This window comes from Leptospira soteropolitanensis, assembly GCF_026151655.1.
Classification (GTDB): domain Bacteria; phylum Spirochaetota; class Leptospiria; order Leptospirales; family Leptospiraceae; genus Leptospira_A; species Leptospira_A soteropolitanensis.
The window spans coordinates 153,068-173,716 of sequence record NZ_JAMQPN010000001.1; the positions used below are offsets into that span (position 1 = coordinate 153,068).

Annotated in this window: 21 protein-coding genes; 9 read left to right on the forward strand and 12 right to left on the reverse strand. The window is 38.6% G+C overall.

The genetic code is table 11. The annotated features are described in order from the left end of the window. Positions 1–47 precede the first annotated feature (47 nt). Positions 48–1,679 carry a hypothetical protein gene (locus tag ND811_RS00725; protein WP_265350826.1) on the forward strand — a complete coding sequence of 544 codons (1,632 nt, stop codon included), beginning with the start codon at positions 48–50 and terminating at the stop codon, positions 1,677–1,679. Positions 1,680–1,717: 38 nt separating this feature from the next. On the opposite strand, the gene ND811_RS00730 is transcribed toward ND811_RS00725, so the two are convergent. Together ND811_RS00730 and ND811_RS00735 are read right to left on the reverse strand one after the other, a co-directional pair. Further along, positions 1,718–2,629, reverse strand: coding sequence for an ankyrin repeat domain-containing protein (locus ND811_RS00730; RefSeq protein WP_265350825.1), 912 nt, complete (start codon positions 2,627–2,629; stop codon positions 1,718–1,720). A gap of 5 nt (positions 2,630–2,634) precedes the next feature. Further along, positions 2,635–4,383, reverse strand: coding sequence for a GMC oxidoreductase (locus ND811_RS00735; RefSeq protein WP_265350824.1), 1,749 nt, complete (start codon positions 4,381–4,383; stop codon positions 2,635–2,637). A 132-nt stretch (positions 4,384–4,515) separates the two neighbouring features. Here ND811_RS00735 and ND811_RS00740 point away from each other — a divergent pair, with 132 nt between their 5' ends. Next, on the forward strand, positions 4,516–5,547 hold the full coding sequence (locus ND811_RS00740; protein ID WP_265350823.1) for a DUF2804 domain-containing protein: 1,032 nt from the start codon (positions 4,516–4,518) through the stop codon (positions 5,545–5,547). A gap of 8 nt (positions 5,548–5,555) precedes the next feature. Here the strand turns inward: ND811_RS00740 and ND811_RS00745 are convergent, their stop codons facing one another. Together ND811_RS00745 and ND811_RS00750 are read right to left on the reverse strand one after the other, a co-directional pair. Next, positions 5,556–8,642: an efflux RND transporter permease subunit gene (locus tag ND811_RS00745; RefSeq protein ID WP_265350822.1), complete on the reverse strand. Its 3,087-nt coding sequence runs from the start codon at positions 8,640–8,642 to the stop codon at positions 5,556–5,558. 63 nt (positions 8,643–8,705) lie between these two features. Then, complete coding sequence (locus tag ND811_RS00750; RefSeq protein ID WP_265350821.1) at positions 8,706–9,380, reverse strand: DsbA family oxidoreductase; 675 nt, start codon at positions 9,378–9,380, stop codon at positions 8,706–8,708. A gap of 52 nt (positions 9,381–9,432) precedes the next feature. On the opposite strand from ND811_RS00750, the gene ND811_RS00755 reads away from it, so the two are divergent. Together ND811_RS00755 and ND811_RS00760 are read left to right on the forward strand one after the other, a co-directional pair. Next, on the forward strand, positions 9,433–9,873 hold the full coding sequence (locus tag ND811_RS00755; RefSeq protein ID WP_265350820.1) for a hypothetical protein: 441 nt from the start codon (positions 9,433–9,435) through the stop codon (positions 9,871–9,873). Positions 9,874–9,944: 71 nt separating this feature from the next. Then, positions 9,945–10,616, forward strand: coding sequence for a hypothetical protein (locus ND811_RS00760; RefSeq protein ID WP_265350819.1), 672 nt, complete (start codon positions 9,945–9,947; stop codon positions 10,614–10,616). Here ND811_RS00760 and ND811_RS00765 read toward each other — a convergent pair. Genes ND811_RS00765 through ND811_RS00780 form a run of 4 tightly spaced genes read right to left on the reverse strand, consistent with a single transcriptional unit; the run spans position 10,613 to position 13,440 of the window. Next, entirely contained in the window at positions 10,613–11,413 is an 801-nt protein-coding gene (locus tag ND811_RS00765) for an EAL domain-containing protein (RefSeq protein ID WP_265350818.1), read from the reverse strand. The genes ND811_RS00760 and ND811_RS00765 overlap by 4 nt on opposite strands. 53 nt (positions 11,414–11,466) lie before the next feature. Further along, positions 11,467–12,441: a sulfite exporter TauE/SafE family protein gene (locus ND811_RS00770; protein WP_265350817.1), complete on the reverse strand. Its 975-nt coding sequence runs from the start codon at positions 12,439–12,441 to the stop codon at positions 11,467–11,469. A gap of 5 nt (positions 12,442–12,446) precedes the next feature. Continuing rightward, complete coding sequence (locus ND811_RS00775; RefSeq protein WP_265350816.1) at positions 12,447–13,019, reverse strand: LIC12231 family lipoprotein; 573 nt, start codon at positions 13,017–13,019, stop codon at positions 12,447–12,449. After that, entirely contained in the window at positions 13,000–13,440 is a 441-nt protein-coding gene (locus ND811_RS00780; RefSeq protein ID WP_265350815.1) for a hypothetical protein, read from the reverse strand. Before ND811_RS00780 ends, ND811_RS00775 begins: the two co-directional genes overlap by 20 nt. A gap of 150 nt (positions 13,441–13,590) precedes the next feature. On the opposite strand from ND811_RS00780, the gene ND811_RS00785 reads away from it, so the two are divergent. Beyond that, entirely contained in the window at positions 13,591–14,004 is a 414-nt protein-coding gene (locus ND811_RS00785) for a hypothetical protein (RefSeq protein WP_265350814.1), read from the forward strand. On the opposite strand, the gene ND811_RS00790 is transcribed toward ND811_RS00785, so the two are convergent. Next, complete coding sequence (locus tag ND811_RS00790; RefSeq protein WP_265350813.1) at positions 13,989–14,825, reverse strand: YihY/virulence factor BrkB family protein; 837 nt, start codon at positions 14,823–14,825, stop codon at positions 13,989–13,991. The two genes, ND811_RS00785 and ND811_RS00790, sit on opposite strands and share 16 nt — an antisense overlap. Before the next feature lie 110 nt (positions 14,826–14,935). Here ND811_RS00790 and ND811_RS00795 point away from each other — a divergent pair, with 110 nt between their 5' ends. The 4 genes from ND811_RS00795 to ND811_RS00810 are packed head-to-tail and all read left to right on the forward strand — an operon-like array spanning position 14,936 to position 18,479. Continuing rightward, entirely contained in the window at positions 14,936–15,097 is a 162-nt protein-coding gene (locus ND811_RS00795) for a hypothetical protein (protein WP_004786402.1), read from the forward strand. 48 nt (positions 15,098–15,145) lie between these two features. Beyond that, a complete protein-coding gene (locus ND811_RS00800) occupies positions 15,146–17,086 on the forward strand; it encodes an ABC-F family ATP-binding cassette domain-containing protein (protein WP_265350812.1) in 1,941 nt (646 codons plus the stop codon). Then, a complete protein-coding gene (locus ND811_RS00805) occupies positions 17,086–17,427 on the forward strand; it encodes a rhodanese-like domain-containing protein (protein ID WP_265350811.1) in 342 nt (113 codons plus the stop codon). The genes ND811_RS00800 and ND811_RS00805 overlap by 1 nt, the downstream gene beginning before the upstream one ends. A 2-nt stretch (positions 17,428–17,429) precedes the next feature. Continuing rightward, entirely contained in the window at positions 17,430–18,479 is a 1,050-nt protein-coding gene (locus ND811_RS00810; protein WP_265350810.1) for a 3-deoxy-7-phosphoheptulonate synthase, read from the forward strand. Positions 18,480–18,482: 3 nt separating this feature from the next. Here the strand turns inward: ND811_RS00810 and panB are convergent, their stop codons facing one another. Genes panB through ND811_RS00825 form a run of 3 tightly spaced genes read right to left on the reverse strand, consistent with a single transcriptional unit; the run spans position 18,483 to position 20,605 of the window. Further along, complete coding sequence (gene panB / locus ND811_RS00815; RefSeq protein WP_265350809.1) at positions 18,483–19,289, reverse strand: 3-methyl-2-oxobutanoate hydroxymethyltransferase; 807 nt, start codon at positions 19,287–19,289, stop codon at positions 18,483–18,485. Then, positions 19,264–19,737, reverse strand: coding sequence for a 2-amino-4-hydroxy-6-hydroxymethyldihydropteridine diphosphokinase (folK, locus tag ND811_RS00820; protein WP_265350808.1), 474 nt, complete (start codon positions 19,735–19,737; stop codon positions 19,264–19,266). The genes panB and folK overlap by 26 nt, the downstream gene beginning before the upstream one ends. A 4-nt stretch (positions 19,738–19,741) precedes the next feature. Further along, positions 19,742–20,605 (reverse strand): ATP-binding protein, encoded by an 864-nt coding sequence (locus tag ND811_RS00825; RefSeq protein WP_265350807.1) that lies wholly within the window; start codon positions 20,603–20,605, stop codon positions 19,742–19,744. Between the last annotated feature and the right edge of the window lie 44 nt (positions 20,606–20,649).

Consider the following 20,649-nt stretch of genomic DNA (forward strand, 5'->3'; position numbering starts at 1 on the left):
GCAAAAAACCCCTGGAAACAGGGGTTTTTTTTGCCCCAAGGTATCAAATGAAACCTATTAAACAAATCTTCACCTATACTTCGTTAACCGCAATACTTACACTTGTTAGTTTCTGCTCTAATTCCAGTGAAAAAGTTTCTGAAATTTCAAATCAAGTTCCCAAACGTTTCCAATTTAAACTCAAATCAATTCCTAAAGAATTAAAAGGAGAGAGAATTTCTTTCACTCTCAAATTCTTTCTATGCCCCGATATTAAGGCTAAAGACTGTTATACACCAGTATCTATAAAAACGCATAAAGGTGGAAAACCTATTCAATCATCCACAGACCAAATGACATTTTTAGAAGTGGTTCCGAACCAGTGGACACACCTATCGATTCACCTAGACGGAATCGAAAAAATTCATGGAAAATATTCACCAGGACACAATCCACATTGGATTCAAAATACAGATTCATTTCTTAAAAATCCAAACATCACTCATGAGTTTACTTTTCTTAGCCAAGAAAATCTGATTCCAAATCGTAAACAAGAATTGTTAGCTTATCAATTTGCACCGATCCTTGTCTTTCACAAAGACAAAAAATACTTACCAACTAACATAGAAAAATATGCAAACTACTTTCAGTCGAAAGAATACACACTTCCGAACAAAGACATACGTCGTAAATCCCTTGGCCAAACCACTTGGAACTATGTAGAATTTCCTGACCTTAGAGAAACTGAAAAACAAACTCATTTGTACTATCATGTACGATATGCTAATGCCACCGTATCGGGAACAACAAAAGAGGCTCTCCCTGGATTCAGAGATGATGAAAACTATTGGTATGAAGTGGGAAATGGGGATATGGTTGTCTCTTATTGGATTTGGTATGATTGGAATGAAGGTCCTACCAAGTTCGGAAATATTCACCAAGGGGATTTGGAATCTTATGCACTTCTTGTTTCAAAAGAAGGAAAACCAAAACGAATTTTACTAACAGGTCATGATCATATCCTTCTCGATACTGATTTTCGAAATATCAATTCATTAAAAAACCACCCCATTCTTTATGTAGCAAAGGGTAATATGGGATCAGATGGAGGAAACCCAACATCAGCTTATGGTGGTTATACTGTAAAATTACATGCGGGAAACGCGTTGTTTAATTATATATCTGATCCTTGGGATGTGTTTCCAAGTTTCGATCCAGAAAAATCCATTCTCATCATTCCTAAAGATTTGTCTGAAAAAGACTTAACGAATGTCAAAATTGGTTCAGGGATCAAAGACAAATCAATTCTAACGAACAAAGATTCTGAATACCTATCCGAGCCAACTCGGTACGTCGATGCCAGTAAGATGGTTAAACAAAAAATCGAAAAGCTGGTCGCCTGGGAAGAACCAGGTTGGGTGGGTCAAACAGCTGACAAAGATCCTGATGGCCACCATAAGGTAGATCCGAAGGTATCATCCTTTTTTAAGTTTCGGGGAAGACTCGGAAAACACCCGAGATCCGATTTACGGATTCGAGAGTTACACCAATACGGCGAATCTCCCGAGAACGCTCCTTTTAAAACCAATATAGAACAACATTATACTTTTGAAAGTCCCAAGTCGGAGAGATCATATACTGACAGAGAAGGAAACTATGGACCTAAATTTTTAGGAAACGATTCCACTCCGCAAAAGTAACAAAATTTGATCTTATCAAAATAAAAATAAGTTCAGCGTCAGATCAGATCAACTAACTTTGCTTTGGACAACTCTTCGGGTTTAAAAGGTTTTTCTTTTCGAATGTAATCGATCATTTCCTCTCGGCGTACATACCCGGCACCGAGGATTGCTTTTTGAATCACAAAATCTTTCCAAGTTTTAAATGAATGACCAAACTTTTCACGGTCGAGTAACCTGGTGATCGATTCCTCATCTTCTCCCCAAACAAAGGGATTGGCACCAACATGAAGAAGTTCGGTCAAACATTCAACAGCATCAGCCGAAGCGGATAAAAACAAAGCAGTATTTCCTAATTCGTCTTTTGTTTCTAATGAAACATTTCCTTCTTCTAAAAGAAGAGAACATAACTCATGTAAGTTTCTCTCTGCAACTAAATGGAGGGCTGTTTTCCCTTCTCGATCCTTGTGTTGGACCACATCTGGAAACTTTTTTAGAAAACCTGTAACAATCTCCATACGGTCTTCTACAATTGCTTCCAAAAAAACCGATCTCCCTTCTTCGTTTCGTAAAGATACAATCTCTTCAGTTAATAAACCAACAAGAACCTCCCAAAGTGGTTCGGCAGATTCAAGGACTGCTAAATGAAAGATGGTATTTCCATTTTTATCTCTTGTGAGAAGATACTTTGAGTTTTTCCAAACTGAAATAGTATCTACTAAGATTTGTAGAAAGGATTCTTTATTTTGGCTCACCACATCAAAGATGACGTTGCCTGGAATGGTATAAGGAGCCAAGGGATCTGCTCCATTCAGTATGGCATGACGAAAGAGTTCTTTACTCTCCATCTTTAACATCCAGGAGAGAGCATTGGTTCCATAAGAATCTAATTCATTTGGGTCTGCACCAGCACCGATTTCTGCATCCCAATCTTCGATACTGCCGGATTTGGCTACGTCTATCAAACTCATTTAGGTTATGATACGCGTTTCCTCACAGAAGTCGATTTTTTAACCTGAGATTTTTTGGGGAAAGTTCCGAGGATTTTATCAAAACCCTTTTTTGTTTCAAAAGATAAATATTGGATCGCTGTTTTATCCTTGGTAGGAACAAAACTCATCGCACGTTCGGAAAGTGCTGTGATGGTCAAACTGGGATTCACACCTAAGTTCACCGTGAGCATCGAAGCATCACAAACACGTAGATTCTCATAGCCAAACACTTTGTTTTCCATATCGATTACACCACGTTCAGGTGAATCGGCGACAATACAACCACCCATGATATGGCCAGTTACAGGTGCATTGAGGAGAGTATCATTAAAAGAACTGCGAGGAATCCCACCAACAATTTCTGCTAGTTTCCGAGCAAAAGCATTCGCAATCGGAATGTAGGTGGGTGTTGGTTCTCCTGTTGAAAGAGCCGATGTGATGGTTCTTTGGAATGGCCAAATGAATCGCCTTTTTCGTACAAGTCGTACGCTATTATCAACCGTTTGCATCACAAGTAAAATGATTGAATTTTTGGCAAATCCAACTGGGTTATGTGCTTTTAAAAAATAAATTGGGTGGCGAAGCATCGTCCAAAAAAATTTGAGCGGTCTTGGAAATTTACCACCACCATCTATCATCACACTCGCGAGGATTCCAAAAACATCAGATCCTTTAGAATACCGAACCGGTTCAATATGAGTATTTTCATCGGGATGGACCGAAGATGTGATCGCAATTCCACGCGAGTAATCAATACCTTTACTCTCAGATACTGTTACCGGTAATACGGTTTCACTATTCGTACGAACTGTATCACCTAACTTATTTGACAAACGAATCATTTTGTTTTCTTGTTGCATCTTAAGAAGTAGGCCAACAGTTCCCATAACCCCGGCTGACAATACTACTTGGTTTGAGCGGAATTTTCTTTTTGGATAACCAAACCAACCTGTGGTGCTATTCGTTTCCAATTCATAACCAAACTCACCACTTGCCTCAGGATCGGGGACTCCCTTTTCATTTAGCGGAATGAGAGAAGTGACTTTAGTTTCTGGAAGAATAACGGCCCCTAATTTTTCAGCTAAGAATAGATAATTTTTATCCAAAGTGTTTTTTGCATTATGACGGCAACCCACCATACATCCGCCACAAAAGTTACACGGATCACGGTCTGGACCATCACCTCCAAAAAATGGATCCTTGGGATCTTTTTTGTTTCCAAAATAAATTCCCACAGGGGTTCTTCGGAATGTATCTCCTTTGCCGAAGGTTTTGGCAGTTTCTAACAAAATTTGATCCGGTTCCCAAAGTTGTGGATTCTCGGTTACACCAAGCATATGTTTGGCAACATCATAATATGGTAATAGAGCTTTTTCTCCACCCATCTGGGAATACAAAGGAGAATTTAAAACTTTTGTAGATGGGACATATAAGGTACATGCATACACTAAAGAACCGCCACCCACACCCGATCCGCTCACGAGTAAAAAATCATTGAGTAAATTGATTCTTTGAATTCCATAAAAACCTAACTTTGGCATCCATAAATACTTACGAACACTCCAATTGGTTTTTGGAAAGTCGGTTGATTTCCATCTTTTCCCTGATTCAATCACTAAAACTTTATAACCCTTTTGTGATAACCGGTATGCGGAAACTGAACCTCCAAAACCAGACCCTACAATAATAAAGTCATAATCATAATTTAGTTCTTTTGGAATGGATGGACTCATGGTTCGTTTTTCCTTGTTTGTGGTGCGTAAGCGAAACCGAGTCTGCAAAGGAATTCGATTTCTGTCAATTCGCTCTTATCAAATCTGATAAAAACTTCTAGCCGAAAGTGATAAATCCTTTTAAATCGGTTCATGCCTGAGATTAAAAAACAAATCCCTCTACTCAAAGACGACGGAACCCTCACTGAAGAAGGTTGGGCAAGATCGCCTCTATGGATCTATAATCGCGAAAACATAGCAGCCTCTGCCTTAAGAATCAAAGAATGGGATTATTACTCCATTTTATCGCCTTCAAAGGATTTTGGAATTACGATTACGGCATCTGATTTAGGTTATGCGGGATTATTTGCTATTTGTTTTTTAGACTTTAAAAAAGGGACATTCAAACAAATTGATACTCTCTCTGTACTGCCTTTGGGTAAAACCGGATTTCCGCGAGTGAACCATAGTGGAATCGTTCAGTTTGAAGATAAAAAACTGCGAATCCGTTTTGAGATGATGGAAGGAAAAAGAATTTTACAATTTGAATCAAAATCATTTGAAGCTCCCGATGGAGGAAAAGGAATCCAAGGTAAAATCGAACTAAGCGAACCAAAAATGGATTCGATGAATATTGCTACCTCTTGGAAAGAAAATAGAAAGGCATTCTATTATAATACAAAAATCAATTGTATGCCAGCATCGGGCCAAGTGCAGGTAGGTAATGTTACTTACCAATTTGATTCCAAAAAAGATTTTGGTGCATTAGATTGGGGACGTGGCGTATGGACTTATAAAAATAGGTGGTATTGGGGTTCCGTATCCACATGGTTAAATGGAAAACCTTTTGGCCTCAATTTAGGATATGGTTTTACTGATAGAAGTCCTGCATCTGAAAACGTTATCTTTTACGATGGAAAAATTCATAAACTAGACGAAGTAAAGTTTATCATCGATACCAAAAACTATATGGCTCCCTGGAAATTCACTTCGAATAACAATCGTTTAGATTTGGATTTTACACCCATAGTGGATAGAAATTCCTATATGAATTTTTTAGTAATCAAAACAGTCCAACACCAAGTTTTTGGGAAGTTTAATGGAACCGTTGTTTTGGATGATGGGAAAAAACTAAAACTCGAAAACATCCTCGGTTTTGCCGAAGATGTTCTGAACCATTACTAAAAGAAACTTTAACTTCGTTTCTTTAGTTTGTAATAAGCTGAAAAACTGGCGGGGATAAAGAGGAGAGATCCAAAAGTTCCAAATCCAAGTCCCCATGCCAAAGATAGTGTCATCGGAATGAGAAGTGGATCCGATCCACCTATCGCATAAGCAGTAGGAATCATACCAGCCATAGTTGTGAGTGTTGTCACTAAAATCGGACGAAATCTTTCAGAAGAAGCAGTGATGAGAGACTCATACAATCCTTCCCCTTTTGCCTGGAATTCTTGAATTGTATCTACAAGAACTATAGACGCATTCACAATCACTCCCGCAAGACCAATGATTCCAATCATGGCTAAAAAACTTAATGCCTTTCCCGAAATCAAAAATCCAAACACAACACCCACAAAACCCAATGGAATGGAAAGTAAGATGAGAATGGGTTTTTTAATGCTATTAAAGATGATGGCAAGGATGGCAAAAATACCAAAAAAGGCGAGCACACCTGCCACCAAAAGAGATACCATTGATTTAGCTGTCTCTTCTTGTTCCCCTCTAAATTTAATTTTATAACCTGGATATTTTTTACCGATGTTTCCGAATTCATCTACAATTTTCCCATTCACGATTGAGGAACTTGTGATTGCTTCATTTACATCGGCAAGAACAGTAATGGCTTTCTCATAATCATTATGATACAAAGCCTCTATTCCCTGAACCGTAGTTTTAGTTGTCACGGCAGTAATCGGTGTTAGAAGGCCAAATTTATTTGAAATTTGAATCGAATCTAAATCTTCCAGTCCATCCCGAAATCTATCATCATTTTGAATGACAATTTTTACTTCATCCTTACCCTTGCGCAAGTTAGACGCTTCAAGTCCTTCCATTGCCGTTCGAACATAATAGGCTGTAATTTCCGTATCAATTCCAGTGATGGCGGAAGCTGTATCCTTAACTCGAATTTGAATTTCTTCTCTACCCGGTTTGTAATCATCGTTGATATTGATGACACCTTCTTGTTTTCTAAGAAAATCTTGCATCTCGTTGGAAATTTGTTTCAGGATTTTATAATCCCGACCTTCAATGGCAACCGTTACAGCAGCACCAATAGGAGGTCCGTTTACAACCAAATCAACCATCACAGAAACTGCATTTGGAAGTTTTTTTAAATCCGGCTCCAATTCACCAAAAATTTCCTGAGCGGTGCGTTTCCTTTCTGTTTCAGGAACAAGAATAATTTGTGCCATTCCCAACTGCTCGCCTATCCGAGTTAATGGATCGGTAGGATCAGTCTGTTGGATTCCAATTTTCAAAATAATACTTTGCACTTCATCTTTTGGAATTTTATCCAATATTGGTTGGAAGTATTGCAGTTGTTTTGCGGTCTCTTGAGAAGAAAAGTCGGGAGGAAATTCAGCACGCACTAAAACATAATCGATTCCCTCTTTCGGAAATAGATTAAAATTCATGAGACCCACAAGTCCACAAGATGATAAAAATACGATTAATATAGAACCTAAAGCGATAAAAGGACGTTTGACAACTCTAGTAATGAAACGTGTGAATGCGGATTTTAAAGATTCAAAACCATTGTCTAAAATAGATCTAAATTTATCTCGATGTTTAGATCGTTTTTTAACTTCATGCGAAGTAAACTGTGCATACCGAACAGGAAGTAACAAAAAAGATTCAAACAAAGATAATGTCAAAGCAACAATGACCATAAATGGAATTTGCCAAATAAATTTTCCCATAATTCCTGACATAAATGCCATTGGTAAAAAAGCCGCAACAGTTGTTAGATAGGAACCAATGATCGGAACAAACAGTTCGCTTGCACCAAGAACTGCAGCTTCTTTTGAATCCATTTTTCTGGACCTGTGTTTGTAGATATTTTCGGATATGATGATACTATTATCTACGAGCATCCCCAAAGAAATAATAATCCCAAGCATCGATACTAAATTGAAAGATACATCGAAGATTGGGAACGCAATCGTTGTTGCGAATAAAGTCAGTGGTAAAGATAAACTCGTTAGTAGGGCATCTTTAAGACTAAAAAAGAGAATCAGAACCACAACTACCAAAAACAAACCCTGCAAAGAATTGGTAATTACCACATCCAACCGTTTGATGGCACGAGCTCCTTCATTATTCAATTCCGTAAATTGAATATTAGCTGGTATTTGTTTTCTTAATTCATTAATTCTTTCCTGAATTGCCTCTACTGTTCGGATGATGTCAGCACTGTCCTTTTTAATAATTTGTAGAACATAAGCTGGTTCTCCGTTTACAATCGCAATAACCCTTGGCCTTTCGTATGTGTCTTTTACATTCGCAACTTGGGATAAGAGAATTGTATTTCCTGTTTCATTAGAACGAATAGGAATATTTTTAATATCATTGATTTCATTAATTTCCCCAGTTACACGTATATCCTGAGTGATCGGTCGTAAAAAAGATCCAGCAGGAACACTAATATTTCTTTTCGAAATGGCATTGATAATATCAGAAAATCCGAGCGTATAACGCTTTTTTAATTCAGGATCAACACGAATACGCCACTCTTCTTTTCTTTTACCAAAGGCATCCACCCGCGAAACACCTGAAACTTTGCGCATTTCATCTTCTATGAATCGACCCATTTCTTGGAGTTCCATCTCATTCATAGCACCGTGTATCGCCATCTCTAATACGGGAAAGTTGGAACTCTTTTGTTCTGTAACAATCGGACGATCTTTGACTTGTATCGGTAAATTGGTGACTCGATCTACAGCACGCCTGATATCGTTCACAACACCATCAGGGTTATTGTGTTCTAAATCAATTTTGATACTAATATCGGATTCAGAATTACGAGAAATAGAACGAACCGAATCTAAACCTTCTACTTCGCGTAACTTCTCTTCAATGGGAATGGTTACTTTTTTTTCCACATCAACAGGGCTTGCTCCAGGATACACAGTAAGAACTCGCACTTGACGAAAATTGACTCTAGGGAATGCTTCTCGTTTCATCGATAGGACTGAGATCATTCCTGCAAGGAATAAAAAGATAAAAACTAAATTGGCAACTAATGGTTTATAGACGAAGAAATGAATAATTTTTTTCATAAATATGTTGTAATTAGAATCAATCTAAGAATCTGAAATGTTGGGTCAAGATGAAACGTTAATTCATTGACTAGGTTTTTCTGATTCGCGTTCTTTTAAAACAGTCTCAATGACTTCTACAAATACAGCGGAATCTTGCGCACCACTCACTGCATACTTTCCACCAATAATAAAATAAGGGACACCGCTGATTCCATTTTGATGGTAATAGGATATTTCTTGTCTTATGTTTTCTTTTAGCTCTGGATTTTCAAAAATGGCATCAAACTTAGCGCGATCTTTATAAATTGGTTCGGCAACTTGCCAAATCACTTGCTTGTCAGTAAGATCTTTGCCCTCAGTAAAGTTAGCAGCAAAAAACAAATCTACAAGTTTCGCTTGTTCTTCTAAAGTCGAAAGTCCAGCAACAAGGGCGTGTAATACCAAAGTGTTTGTCGCTTTAGGGATGGCTTCAAATCGAAAGGGGATTCCTACCGCTTTTCCAATTTCTGTTAATCTTTGCCACGCTCCGTCCAAACGATCCAAACTTCCGAATTTTTGTGTTAGGTGTTCTTTATAGTCAATCCCAGACTCAGGAATTTCTGGAGAAAGTTGGAATGGTCTCCATCGAACTTGCGGATCAATTTTGTTGCCTACTGTTTGGAGGGCCAGCTCTAGTTTCTTTTTTCCGACATAACACCAGGGACAAGCTACATCAGAGACGATATCAATAGAAAAAGGTTCAGAGTTGGTTGACATTTTATATTAGACTCCTATTCAATTGAGGTCTAGAACCATAAATGGAAAAATAATGAAGCTCACAAGAAAAAGATTTTTATGGAACAGTTTTGCCTCAGGCGCTTTGCTTTCGCTTTCCTCGTTGCAAAAAGATTTATACGCTTATAGTGCTACAGATGCAACTCTCCATAGACAAGATCCCCTCAAATTTGCGGAGTCTCTCGGTTTTACTAAACCATTAGATCAGATCCTTGTCACAGCTCTCCTAGCACCCAATTCTCACAATTCTCAACCTTGGAAAATAAAGAAGGTTTCGGATTCGGGATTCTTACTTTTTGGCGACATAGAAAAACAACTTCCAGAAATCGATTCCATCAACAGGCAATTTTTCCATACACAGGGCTGTTTTTTAGAACTCGCACATTCAACGGCCGACAAACTTATGTTTGATACAAAATCTCATACTTTCCCAAAGGCAAACCTAACTCAAAATCCTTTTCCACTTTACCAGTAGCAAAATTTGAAATTTTCCCAAAAACAAAATGTGTTCATGACTTTTTATTTGCCGGTGTTCCGAACCGGAGGATGAATCGATCAGTATATTCTGGAGATTTTATTTCAAAAGAGGAAATAGAAGACTTAAAAATGTTAATGGGTCCCACTAAACATAAGTTACTCTTCATAAATGACCCAAAACAACTAGAATCGATTCTTCCCATTTTAGATTCTGCCTTTTCTATGGAAACAAATCGTACGGAATCTAACGAACTGAATCGAAAATGGTTTCGAATTTCGAAACAAGATATCTACCAAAAACGAGATGGGCTAACATTGGAAGGAAATGGACTTTCAGGAATGAAACTCTGGCTTGCAAAAACTTTCTTTGTGGATTTATCAAAAGATAAATGGCATTCCGTATCTGCTAAAGAAGCAGGAATTCAAATGTTCCAAAACCAAGTATATTCTTCGAAAGCTCTTGTTTTACTAACTACAGAAGGCGCAGATGATGAACGAACTTGGATAGAAACTGGAAGAGATTTTATGCGCATAAGTTTAGCCTGTGCCGTAAGAAAAATTGCATTCCATACAATGAACCAAGCGGTAGAAGATTATCCTGAAAGTAGAGAGTTCACCAAACAACTAAAAACGATTCTTGGGTTAAAGTCAAAAGAACAAATCCAATTAATTGCAAGGATGGGAAGGAGTTCCTATGAATATGATGCTCCAAGACGTGAATTAGAAAGTTTTTTGATTTAGAGAGTAGGAAAGATCACTTCACCAGCAGATTCAAAAGCTGGTTTAGAAAACAAATAACCTTGGTAAAGGTAAATTCCCATATCCACCAAAACATTCAATTCACTGATCGTCTCAACACCTTCAGCAATCACGGTAATTCCTATTTCCTGACAGACATTCGCAATGGCTTTTGTTAATTTTTGAGCCACAGAATTCATATGAATGTTGCGGATCAGTTCCATATCTAACTTAATTAGATCAGGTTGGAATTTTGCGAGTAAATTGAGTCCTGAATATCCGGAGCCAAAATCATCGATCGCTGTCAAAAATCCATATTGTTGATAAGTTTTAAAAATATTAATGATATGATCATGATCTTGGACTTCTTCCCCTTCCGTTAATTCAAAGACCAGTCGATTCAACGGAAATTGATATTCCTTACTTGCTTCAAGAGTCGCACGAATACAAGTCTCCGGTTGGTAGACTGCGTTTGGCAAAAAGTTAATATTCAAATAAGAGGGAATGCCGATTTGACTTGCGAGTTGGATTGCCTTGATCCGACAAGATTGATCAAACTGATATCTGTTGTTGGAATTTACTTTGGAAAGAATCGAATAGGCAGATTCCCCTTTTATGCCACGGACCAGTGCTTCATGGGAATAAATGGTTTTTTGGTTCCAATCAACAATGGGTTGAAAGGCCATAGTAAATGAAAAATCTAGGCCAGCACCATTACGGCATTCCGCACAACTATATAATTTAGGAACCTTACCTTCCTTTGTCGTAACTAGTTGGTCTTCGGGAAATTTTAATTTCATAATGCCGTTATATGACTTAGACGAAATCTATAATTGAAAACAAAAAATGGCAATTAGAATTTTGGAAGTTTTCCCAGAACATACCAAACCACTACCAAAAATTGAAAGATAGCGGTAACAAGGAGAATGCTATAAGGTTTTGCATTCACTGCTTTTAAAGAACCGATCCTTGCTCCAAAAATTCCACCAAAACTTCCAATGATTGCCAATTCCAAATGCAACTTCCCTTGCATAAAAAATAGCACACTCGTTCCAAAGGATGTAAGAAAGATTCCTAAAAATGAAGTCGCCACTGCTTCCACAGGACTCATGCGAAAGTAATACACAAACAAGGGAACGGCAAGAAATCCACCGCCAATTCCAAATAAAGATGAAAACAAACCAAAAAAAATTCCCGTAAGAAGAACGATTGCTACGGATTTGGAAGAGTAGGTAAACGATTCCTCCTGGTTTTCGTTAGTTTTCGATTGAATTGGTTCAATTGATTTTGAACTAGAGGAGAGAGAATCAAAAGAAGGCGATGGATTTAAAATTTGTGACTGAACCTCTAGAGACTGAAAGTATTTCCTCCTTCTTCTTAAGGCTACGATCAAATTATAAACAGCTAAAATTCCTAAAAAAACAGTAAATACAATTAGATAAATAAACTCTGACAATGGAATTCCATAATACAATTGTTTGCCGAGTTCCGTATCTTCAAACCTTCCAAACTTGTAAGCGGTAAACTGTGCTGATGGAATTGATGTACAAAGGAGCAATAACCCCTGTTTCCAACGAATTTTGTTATTTTTGTAATAAACAAAAAGTCCTGAAAGAGAGGACACAGGCATTTGCGCCAGTGAAACGGCAACGGCTTGAACGGCCGTTAAATGGAAGAAACTATGAAAGAAGGGAGTGTAAATAAATCCACCCCCGAGTCCCAAAAAAGATGCCAAATAACCTACAAAAAACCCAACTCCAAAGACAACAATGATCCCGGGCCAAAATCCCCAGACAAAATCATTATAAATTTGAAAATTGAGATCCAATGATTTTAAAAATGTTCCTTGGCATCCTCAAAGAATTTGAATGTCATTCTTTCAAATACTTCTCGTTCTGTTGCTGTTTCAAAGTTGTACCAGGAAATTGGGATGAAGAGTAGCCACTGGGCATAATTTCTAAAAATATGATATTCATAAGTTCCCACTTTCTTTCCATCTTTATAGAGAAGATATTGTACATCGTATCCGTCTTGTGTGGACCAAGCAGGAAGTAAAGTAGCAGTCAAAGTCGAAATTCCAAGAAACACTGTTGCTTCTGGGGAAGGTGAACGGTAATTCACTTTTACATTTACTAAATAACCAGATTTAGGTACATCCACACCTTCCACTGTGTTTTTAAAACGGGTTTTGTTTTGGAAATAGTTTTTTAAAGCTTCTCTTCCACCCAAATTCATTTGAGGAAAGGTTGGCAACACATAAACAAAGTTAGCATCGTTTGTTTTTTCTTCTGCAGGAAGAGGAAGAATTTTGGGATGATCTTTATAACTGATCAAACAATTAGTTAAAACAATAAACAAAGGGAAAAGTAATCCGATTTTAAAAATTCTAGTTCTGGCTGTGGTCATGTAAACCTTCCTCATCATGTCTTCTTTCTAATTCTTCGTATAATTCTTCTTGGTCTTCAGTAAAAAAAAGTTCAAATCCAATTCGTAAACAAACGGGATCGTCTTCTATCGAAACATTGCTAGGTAAAATTAGATTCATCACATAAAACGTATTCGATTCTGCTTCTTCTATAAAAACTTCTGTAGCGTCCCACTCATCAAATTCTTCTACATCGGGTTTGCGAAATTCTTTTAAAATTTCATCAAAAGGTTCTGTGATGTAGTTAAATTCACCAGATTCGCTATCAATGATAAACTGGATGTGGTGGCAACCTGGCCCTTCTTCTTCTAAAGGGCTTAAGACCAAACTACCGCAAGCCGGGCAATGGATGACCGGATCGATAGCTCCACTCGGCCAATTGATATTGATGGTTTCTATCATATTACAAACCTCAAGACCCCATCCTATTGGATCTCATTCTTAAGGAAACTGGAATTTGTTTTTCTTTGTAAAAAACCATTTAAATCTTAGAATGTAAAAGACAGATAGAATTTACAATATATACGATATTTTAATTCTATCTAAAAAGAAATGGGAATCACTGCCGAATACCAATCTGCTTTTACATCCAGCTTTCATGAATTTTTTGGGAGCGCTAAGGATGTAGGTTGGGAACTTTACCACTTAAGTTCGGAACCAGATAATGATTTTCCCTCATGGCTTACCTTTACCATCAGGAATCCGTTAGGTGGAAGGGCATTGGTTTTTCGTTATCATCACCAAGAAAACAAATTCTATGCCCATCTGAAAGTCCAAGTCATTCCCGGTGAAGAGAACTGGAGTTTAGACCAATTGTTTCATAAAAAAGGTTACACGGATCTAGATGCGGACGATATTCTTTCCTCTGGTGGAGAGTGGTTATTCTTTTCCCTTGCTCGACATTACTTCGGAATCATTATTTCCTTTTGTCCAAGGATTCTAGAGCCTGATTATTTTTTAGATTGAGACTTTTTGTTTCGATCATCCGCAAGAACTTGGTTCCATAAAAATCCCCAAATAAAAAAAGTAGAGTTGATATAGGTGTATAACATAAGTACAACCATTTTGGAAATCAAATCATAAGCTAAGGAATAATTTACGCCGACGTTTTTCATTTTTAAATAAAACTGAAATCCAAAACTCATTCCAAGAACCAAAAGAGATGCAAAAATGGCACCAGGTAAATTTTCCTTTAAAGTAGTTTTTGCTTTAGTAATATAAGCATAATAAAATGTAAATAATCCAATGCTATAGGGTAAAATAATGAGAGAAACAGAAAGATAAGGATTATTACGAAAAAATCCGAATCGAAACTTTTGGAACAAATACCTTTCTGCGTGTACCATCCCAAAAGTTAAATAAAAATACAAAACAAGTAAAACAAGAGAGATTACAAGTAAACGAAAGTTGATCCACTGCGAAGCAAAAAACCCAACCTTTGTCTCATCTCTAGAGATAAACCTTAGAGCCTTGGATATGGTTCCAAATATCGTTAAACTCGAAAAAAAGGATATCGCAATGCTGAGTGCGATTACATTATAACTTTTAACCCTTGTTAAATTTTCTACACTTTTGTCGATGGGTTGGAAAATGGGAGCCGGTAAAAATTTCCCAATTTGATCAGTCATCAAATTGATTGTTTTTGGGTCCTGCAATAGTCCGAGTAAAGTTACAAAAACTACGAGAAGCGGGAAAAGAGTGAGAAGAAAAGTAAAAGAAAGTTCCGAAGCAAGTCCGTGAACGTCATACAAATAAACTTCGCTGAAAAATCGTCGGAGTCGTTTCATGCGGTCAGTTTGCAACTTGTCAGTATTTTTGTCTTATTTTTCTTGCAGTCTGATTTAGCGCGGAAACCCTGGAAGAATCTCAGTGACGTACCTAAAAGGGGAAAACTTCCATGTCAGAAGAAAAAGAAAAGAAGAACAAAAAAATCGCGAAAATGACTGTTGCCGAAATTGATGCGGCCATCAAAAAGTCAGTGGAAACAATGAACGGCGAATCTAGCCTTTATGTGAAACACCTTCGCGAAAGAAAAGAGGAACTTCTAGCCAAAAAATAAGGTTAGTCCCTCCTAAATCCCCGCCTTACGGCGGGTTTTCATAGCGCTTTGATCCAATTCATCCAAATCCACCAACATTTCGGCCCTAAAGTGCTCTTTGAGGGATTCAACTGGCATATCAAACCCGGTTGCCGCGTAGCGATTGTCGGACCCAATGGTTCAGGAAAAACCACGCTTTTCCAAATGGCCGCCGGAAAAATGAAACCAGAATCTGGGGAAGTCATTCGTTCCAAAAATACAGTCCTTTCCCTTTTCCAACAGATTCCTGAATTTAACCCAGAAACATCCGTTATCGACACAGTCCTCGATGAAAACAAACTCTATGCCGAGTATGACGGAAAACGAAAACTCATCGAATCCAAATTTGAAACGATAAATCACGAAGACCCTGCTTTTGAAGAACTCCTTCTCGAACAAAGTGATTTAGAAGAGTTTGCCCACTTACATGACTTACACGGTCTCGAAGCAAGGGCCAAAAAAATTCTTTCTGGACTTGGATTTTCTACCGCTGACTTCCTTCGAAAAACCAAAGAATTTTCTCCGGGTTACCACCACCGGATTGGGCTTGCCATAGCGCTTCTCAACCCACATAATTTATTACTTCTAGATGAACCAACAAACCATTTGGATGATAAAACCAAATCTTGGTTAGCTGACTTTTTAGTATCCCAAAACCAAGCCTTTGTTCTTGTGACTCACGATCCAGAATTTTTAAACCAAACGGTTGATACCATCATTGAAATCAATCCTCATGGAATTTTTGAATTCCAAGGAAGTTTGGAAGAATTTTTTGAAGCTAAAAATGAAATCCAGGAACAACTAAAAGCCCAATTTCAAAAAGAAGAAAATTACCTAAAATCTCGAATGGAATGGGTGGAACGATTTCGAGCCCAAGCAACAAAAGCAAGACAGGTCCAATCCGTCATCAAACGATTGGAAAAAAGAGACAAGTTAGAAAATCCAGAAGAGTCTTTTTGGAACCAAAAACCAGACTACCAATTCCAATTTGTTCCTTCCAGTAATATCATCCTTCGCTTAGAAAATGCCTCCTTTTCTTATCCAGATAAAAACACGGGTATAAAAAAACAGATCTTTGAAAATGCAGAAATCGAAATTTCCGCTGGCGACAAAGTGGCGTTAGTTGGACCGAATGGTGCAGGTAAATCTACCCTTATGCGTTGTCTTTTGGAGAGACACAAGTTGGATTCTGGTTCTCTCTATTATGGTCCGAAAACCAAACTAGGATACTTTTCCCAAACACATGGAGAAGACCTGGATGAAAGCCTAAACCTTGTCGAAACCGTAATCAAAAAATACCCTGAGCTTAGCGAAGAAAGGGCAAGAACCCTACTTGGACATTTTGCATTTCCAGGAGATGGGGTTTTTAAATCCGTAAAACACCTATCAGGTGGAGAGCAGAGCCGTCTTCGTTTGGCCCTTCTTGTCAACCACCCCACCAATTGCCTATTTTTAGATGAACCCACTAACCATCTGGACATTGTGATTCGGGAAGCAGTCAAACGAGCACTGATTGATTTTCCTGGAAGCCTTCTCATCATTAGCCATGATCCCGATTTTATGAAGGGACTTTGTAACCGCACCTTCCAACTCTCTGGTGGAGTGTTACAAAACCTAAATTGCAGTTTTGATGATTACCTCAAGTTTCACAAAGAAGACGAACCAGAATCTCAGGCACAAAATACCACCGGCAAATCTAAATTTGATGAAAAAAAAGCCAATCCACAAGCCAGCAAAAACAAACGAAAAAAATTAGAGAAAGAAATTTCTGATCTGGAAGTCCAAATTGAGAGACTGGAAAAAAATAAAAAGGACAAAGAGGAACTTTTACAGGATCCAGAGTTCTTTAAAAACAGAAGTTTTCAGTTGGAAATGGACACTTATAACGATATTAAAAGAGAGATTGCCCTCCTTACGAAACGTTGGGAGGATGTAACGATAGAACTAGAGGAAATGGGCGGAGTGACATAATGGTACCGGAAATCGATGTAGTCAGTTTTAAAAAACGTCTGGATGCACGTGCAGAAGGAAAGGATGATTTTTTTGTATTGGATGTAAGAAATCCGAACGAACAACAAATTGCCCTGGTTCCCGGTACAGACAAACTCATTCCTGTAAGTGAACTTGCTGCCCGAATCGACGAATTAAAAAGCCAAATTGACAAAGAGATTTTAGTCTATTGCCGCTCTGGCGGAAGGTCAGGAATGGCCTGCGGAATTTTGGCCCAAGCAGGATTTAAGTCCTACAAAAACGTAGCCGGAGGAACTTTAGCGTATTCCGATTTAGTCGATCCATCCATGCAAAAGTATTAATTATGAAACCAACAGCCAATTTAAGAATATTAGAACAACATAGCCTCATCCCACCGTCGGTCATCATGGAAGAACTGCCATTAACCGATGCAGCATCAGACGTCGTTGTACGCACCAGAAGTGAAATTTCTGATATTATCCACGGAAAAGACAATAAACGTATGTTAGTTGTCGTAGGTCCATGTTCTGTCCATGACATTGGTGCTGTGATGGAATATGCATCCAAACTCAAACCAAAAATTGAGGAGTTTAAAAACGAACTTCTCATCGTGATGCGAGTTTATTTTGAAAAACCAAGAACCACAGTGGGTTGGAAAGGCCTTATCAATGATCCCGATTTAGACGGATCTTTTCATATCAACAAAGGTCTCCAACTTGCCCGCAAACTATTGTTAGACCTAAATAATATGGGAATCCCTTGCGGAACGGAATTTTTAGATGTAATTTCCCCGCAGTACATTGCTGACTTAGTGGCTTGGGGTGCGATTGGTGCCAGAACCACAGAAAGCCAAGTCCACCGTGAATTGGCATCGGGACTTTCTGCACCTATTGGATTTAAAAATGGAACGGATGGGAATGTTCAGATTGCCGTAGATGCCATTCGTTCCGCAAGTTCTAGCCACCATTTTCTTTCTGTCACCAATCAAGGAAGCAGCGCTATCTTTCGTACAGCGGGAAACAGTGACACCCATGTGATTTTACGCGGTGGAAACAAAGGACCTAATTTTGATGAAGCATCTGTCAATGAAGTAGGTGCACAAATTGAAAAAGCAGGCCTACCATCCAAAGTAATGATCGATTGTTCACACGGAAATAGCCAAAAAGATTTTCGAAAACAACCAGCTGTGATTGAGGCCGTGGCAGAACAATTTGCCAAAGGCAGTAAACATATTTTAGGCGTCATGATCGAAAGTCATCTCAAAGAAGGAAACCAATCCATCGATGCCAAACCTTTGACTTATGGCCAGTCCATCACAGATGCTTGTGTTTCTTGGGAAACAACAGTTCCTATGTTCGAAAGATTGGCAGAAGCGGCAAAAAAAAGAAAATAGGTTTTAAGTATCAGAAAAAACGTGAGCTTCCGACGGATACTCACGTTTCGAAACTTCGCGGTGGTATAAATTCACCGCATCCTTCACTGGCCCACTGAGATTCCCAAACTTCTTTAAAAACTTAGGATGAAAGTCTTCATTGAGGCCCAGTAGATCTTGCATCACAAGTACCTGGCCCGAAGTGTATTTTCCGGCACCAATCCCAATGGTGGGAATCCGAATGGATTCTGTGATTTCTTTTCCTAAGGATTCCGGAACCATCTCGAGTAACAAAGCAAAGGCGCCTGCTTCCGCAATTTCTCTGGCTTTGCGAACCATTTTGGAGCGGGCGGCTTCCGTTTTTCCTTGGACACGGTGTCCCCCAAGAGTGTGAACAGACTGCGGTGTGAGGCCTAAATGAGCAAACACCGGAATTCCCGATTCTGTCATTCGGCGTGTGAGTTCGATGATAAAATCGGAATCCCCTTCTAGTTTGACACAAGAAGCATTGGTTTCTTTTAAAACACGGCCTGCAGAACGAATCCCTTCTTCAATGGATGTTTGGTATGATAAAAATGGTAAATCAGCAACAATGGTTTTGTCAGGAGCCCCTTTACAAACCGCTTTTGTATGGTAGATGATTTCATCCAGAGTTACAGGAAGTGTGGAATGATTTCCTTGGATTACCATTCCAAGCGAATCACCTACAAGAATACAATCGATTTCGGTTCGGTTAAAGAGAGTCGCAAAGGTATAGTCGTAACAAGTGATGACAGAGATTGGTTCTCCCGCATCGTATTTTTTTTTATACTGTAGAATAATGTTTTTCATGGTTTAATTCCAAAAAGAGTGCATAGACTCCAATTTCTCCCATATCAGTTAACAACTGTTTTATGAATGGTCTCGAATATAGCGAATGGTGAGGCAGATGTAAATAATCTGTTTTCATTATGACTGCTTCGTAGGTAAGAATATCGATGTCGATTTCTCTTGGTCCTTTCCAAGACCTACGTTTACGTCCCAGTTTATCTTCAATTGCTTGCAAAGAATCAAGTAAACAAGGAAGTGTGAAGGCAGAAGAAACCATTACCTTTAGGATTTGATTTAAAAAATAAGGTTGGTTGGTATTCTCGAGTGGAGCCGTTTCCAATCTTTCCGATTGTTTTAAAATTTGCACTTCAGGTAAGGTAGAAATTTCCCAAATTGCCTGGTCCATAAAATGGTGCCTGTCACCGATGTTCGAACCCAGAGACAAAAAGGCAATATTGGAATACTTCATGATCTTACCTCTTTACAAACTTAGTGCGGTAATCCGGACACTTGAGTTCAATTTCTTTGGTCATTTCCATGAGCCGAGAATAAATACGACCTTGCCCACGATCACGCCACTCCAATAAAGAATGGTTTGAAGTAAGAAGTGTCAGCTTTTCTTGTTCATAACGACTATCTATGAGATCGTATAACTTTCGATTGTTGAACTCAGATTCCTTTTGGACTCCAAAGTCATCAATCACAAGGACATCCACGTTGGCAAATTCCCTTTCAATGGAACGTTCTTGACCATGTGTCTCGCTATCAGACTGGTAAGTATCTCGGATGGCAGACAAAAAGTCTTTATTCACCTTAGCATACTTACAAGTAATCCCATAACGAAAGATCAGTTCGTTTAAGATCACACAAGCAAGGAGTGTTTTCCCAGAACCAGTCCCACCCCAAAGGTAAAAACCTTGCGGAGAAAAATCTGCATTTTTAAATTTATGAACTAGTTCGTTTGCCCAATCATGAGCAATGATAAAAGACATATCGGGGTCGCTTGCTGTATCTCCAATGTCGATTGTGGACAAAAATTGGAAACGATACCTCGCAGGAATGTTGGCCTTTTCGACCAAATTCTCCCAGTTGCGAAGGGAAAACCTGGCATTATGACAAACACAAGGGAGCATTTTGTCCAATTTCCTGTCAAAAGTCATAAAGGGAGCTTGCCCTTTCGCCTCACAAGTGTTACAGTCACTACCGATACAATGGCAAAGAACCAAAGCTCCAGAACGCGAGCCCCGGACATGTTCGGCTAAGGTAATTCCGACCCCGCCACAGGTTTTACACTGAGGATTTCCGTCTCGGATGGAAGTAATTTCGGATAAATTCATCTCCAAGGAGCAATCTTCTCGAATTCTCTAAGCTGTCAAGGAAT

Coding starts and splice junctions, on each gene's coding strand:
- ND811_RS00795 (WP_004786402.1), top strand. CDS start 14,936: ATGTCAGAAGAAAAAGAAAAGAAGAACAAAAAAATCGCGAAAATGACT.
- ND811_RS00775 (WP_265350816.1), bottom strand. CDS start 13,019: ATGACCACAGCCAGAACTAGAATTTTTAAAATCGGATTACTTTTCCCT.
- ND811_RS00740 (WP_265350823.1), top strand. CDS start 4,516: ATGCCTGAGATTAAAAAACAAATCCCTCTACTCAAAGACGACGGAACC.
- ND811_RS00755 (WP_265350820.1), top strand. CDS start 9,433: ATGAAGCTCACAAGAAAAAGATTTTTATGGAACAGTTTTGCCTCAGGC.
- ND811_RS00810 (WP_265350810.1), top strand. CDS start 17,430: ATGAAACCAACAGCCAATTTAAGAATATTAGAACAACATAGCCTCATC.
- ND811_RS00780 (WP_265350815.1), bottom strand. CDS start 13,440: ATGATAGAAACCATCAATATCAATTGGCCGAGTGGAGCTATCGATCCG.
- ND811_RS00785 (WP_265350814.1), top strand. CDS start 13,591: ATGGGAATCACTGCCGAATACCAATCTGCTTTTACATCCAGCTTTCAT.
- ND811_RS00750 (WP_265350821.1), bottom strand. CDS start 9,380: ATGTCAACCAACTCTGAACCTTTTTCTATTGATATCGTCTCTGATGTA.
- ND811_RS00730 (WP_265350825.1), bottom strand. CDS start 2,629: ATGAGTTTGATAGACGTAGCCAAATCCGGCAGTATCGAAGATTGGGAT.
- ND811_RS00765 (WP_265350818.1), bottom strand. CDS start 11,413: ATGAAATTAAAATTTCCCGAAGACCAACTAGTTACGACAAAGGAAGGT.
- panB (WP_265350809.1), bottom strand. CDS start 19,289: ATGAAAAACATTATTCTACAGTATAAAAAAAAATACGATGCGGGAGAA.
- ND811_RS00825 (WP_265350807.1), bottom strand. CDS start 20,605: ATGAATTTATCCGAAATTACTTCCATCCGAGACGGAAATCCTCAGTGT.
- ND811_RS00760 (WP_265350819.1), top strand. CDS start 9,945: ATGAATCGATCAGTATATTCTGGAGATTTTATTTCAAAAGAGGAAATA.
- ND811_RS00725 (WP_265350826.1), top strand. CDS start 48: ATGAAACCTATTAAACAAATCTTCACCTATACTTCGTTAACCGCAATA.
- folK (WP_265350808.1), bottom strand. CDS start 19,737: ATGAAGTATTCCAATATTGCCTTTTTGTCTCTGGGTTCGAACATCGGT.
- ND811_RS00790 (WP_265350813.1), bottom strand. CDS start 14,825: ATGAAACGACTCCGACGATTTTTCAGCGAAGTTTATTTGTATGACGTT.
- ND811_RS00745 (WP_265350822.1), bottom strand. CDS start 8,642: ATGAAAAAAATTATTCATTTCTTCGTCTATAAACCATTAGTTGCCAAT.
- ND811_RS00735 (WP_265350824.1), bottom strand. CDS start 4,383: ATGAGTCCATCCATTCCAAAAGAACTAAATTATGATTATGACTTTATT.
- ND811_RS00805 (WP_265350811.1), top strand. CDS start 17,086: ATGGTACCGGAAATCGATGTAGTCAGTTTTAAAAAACGTCTGGATGCA.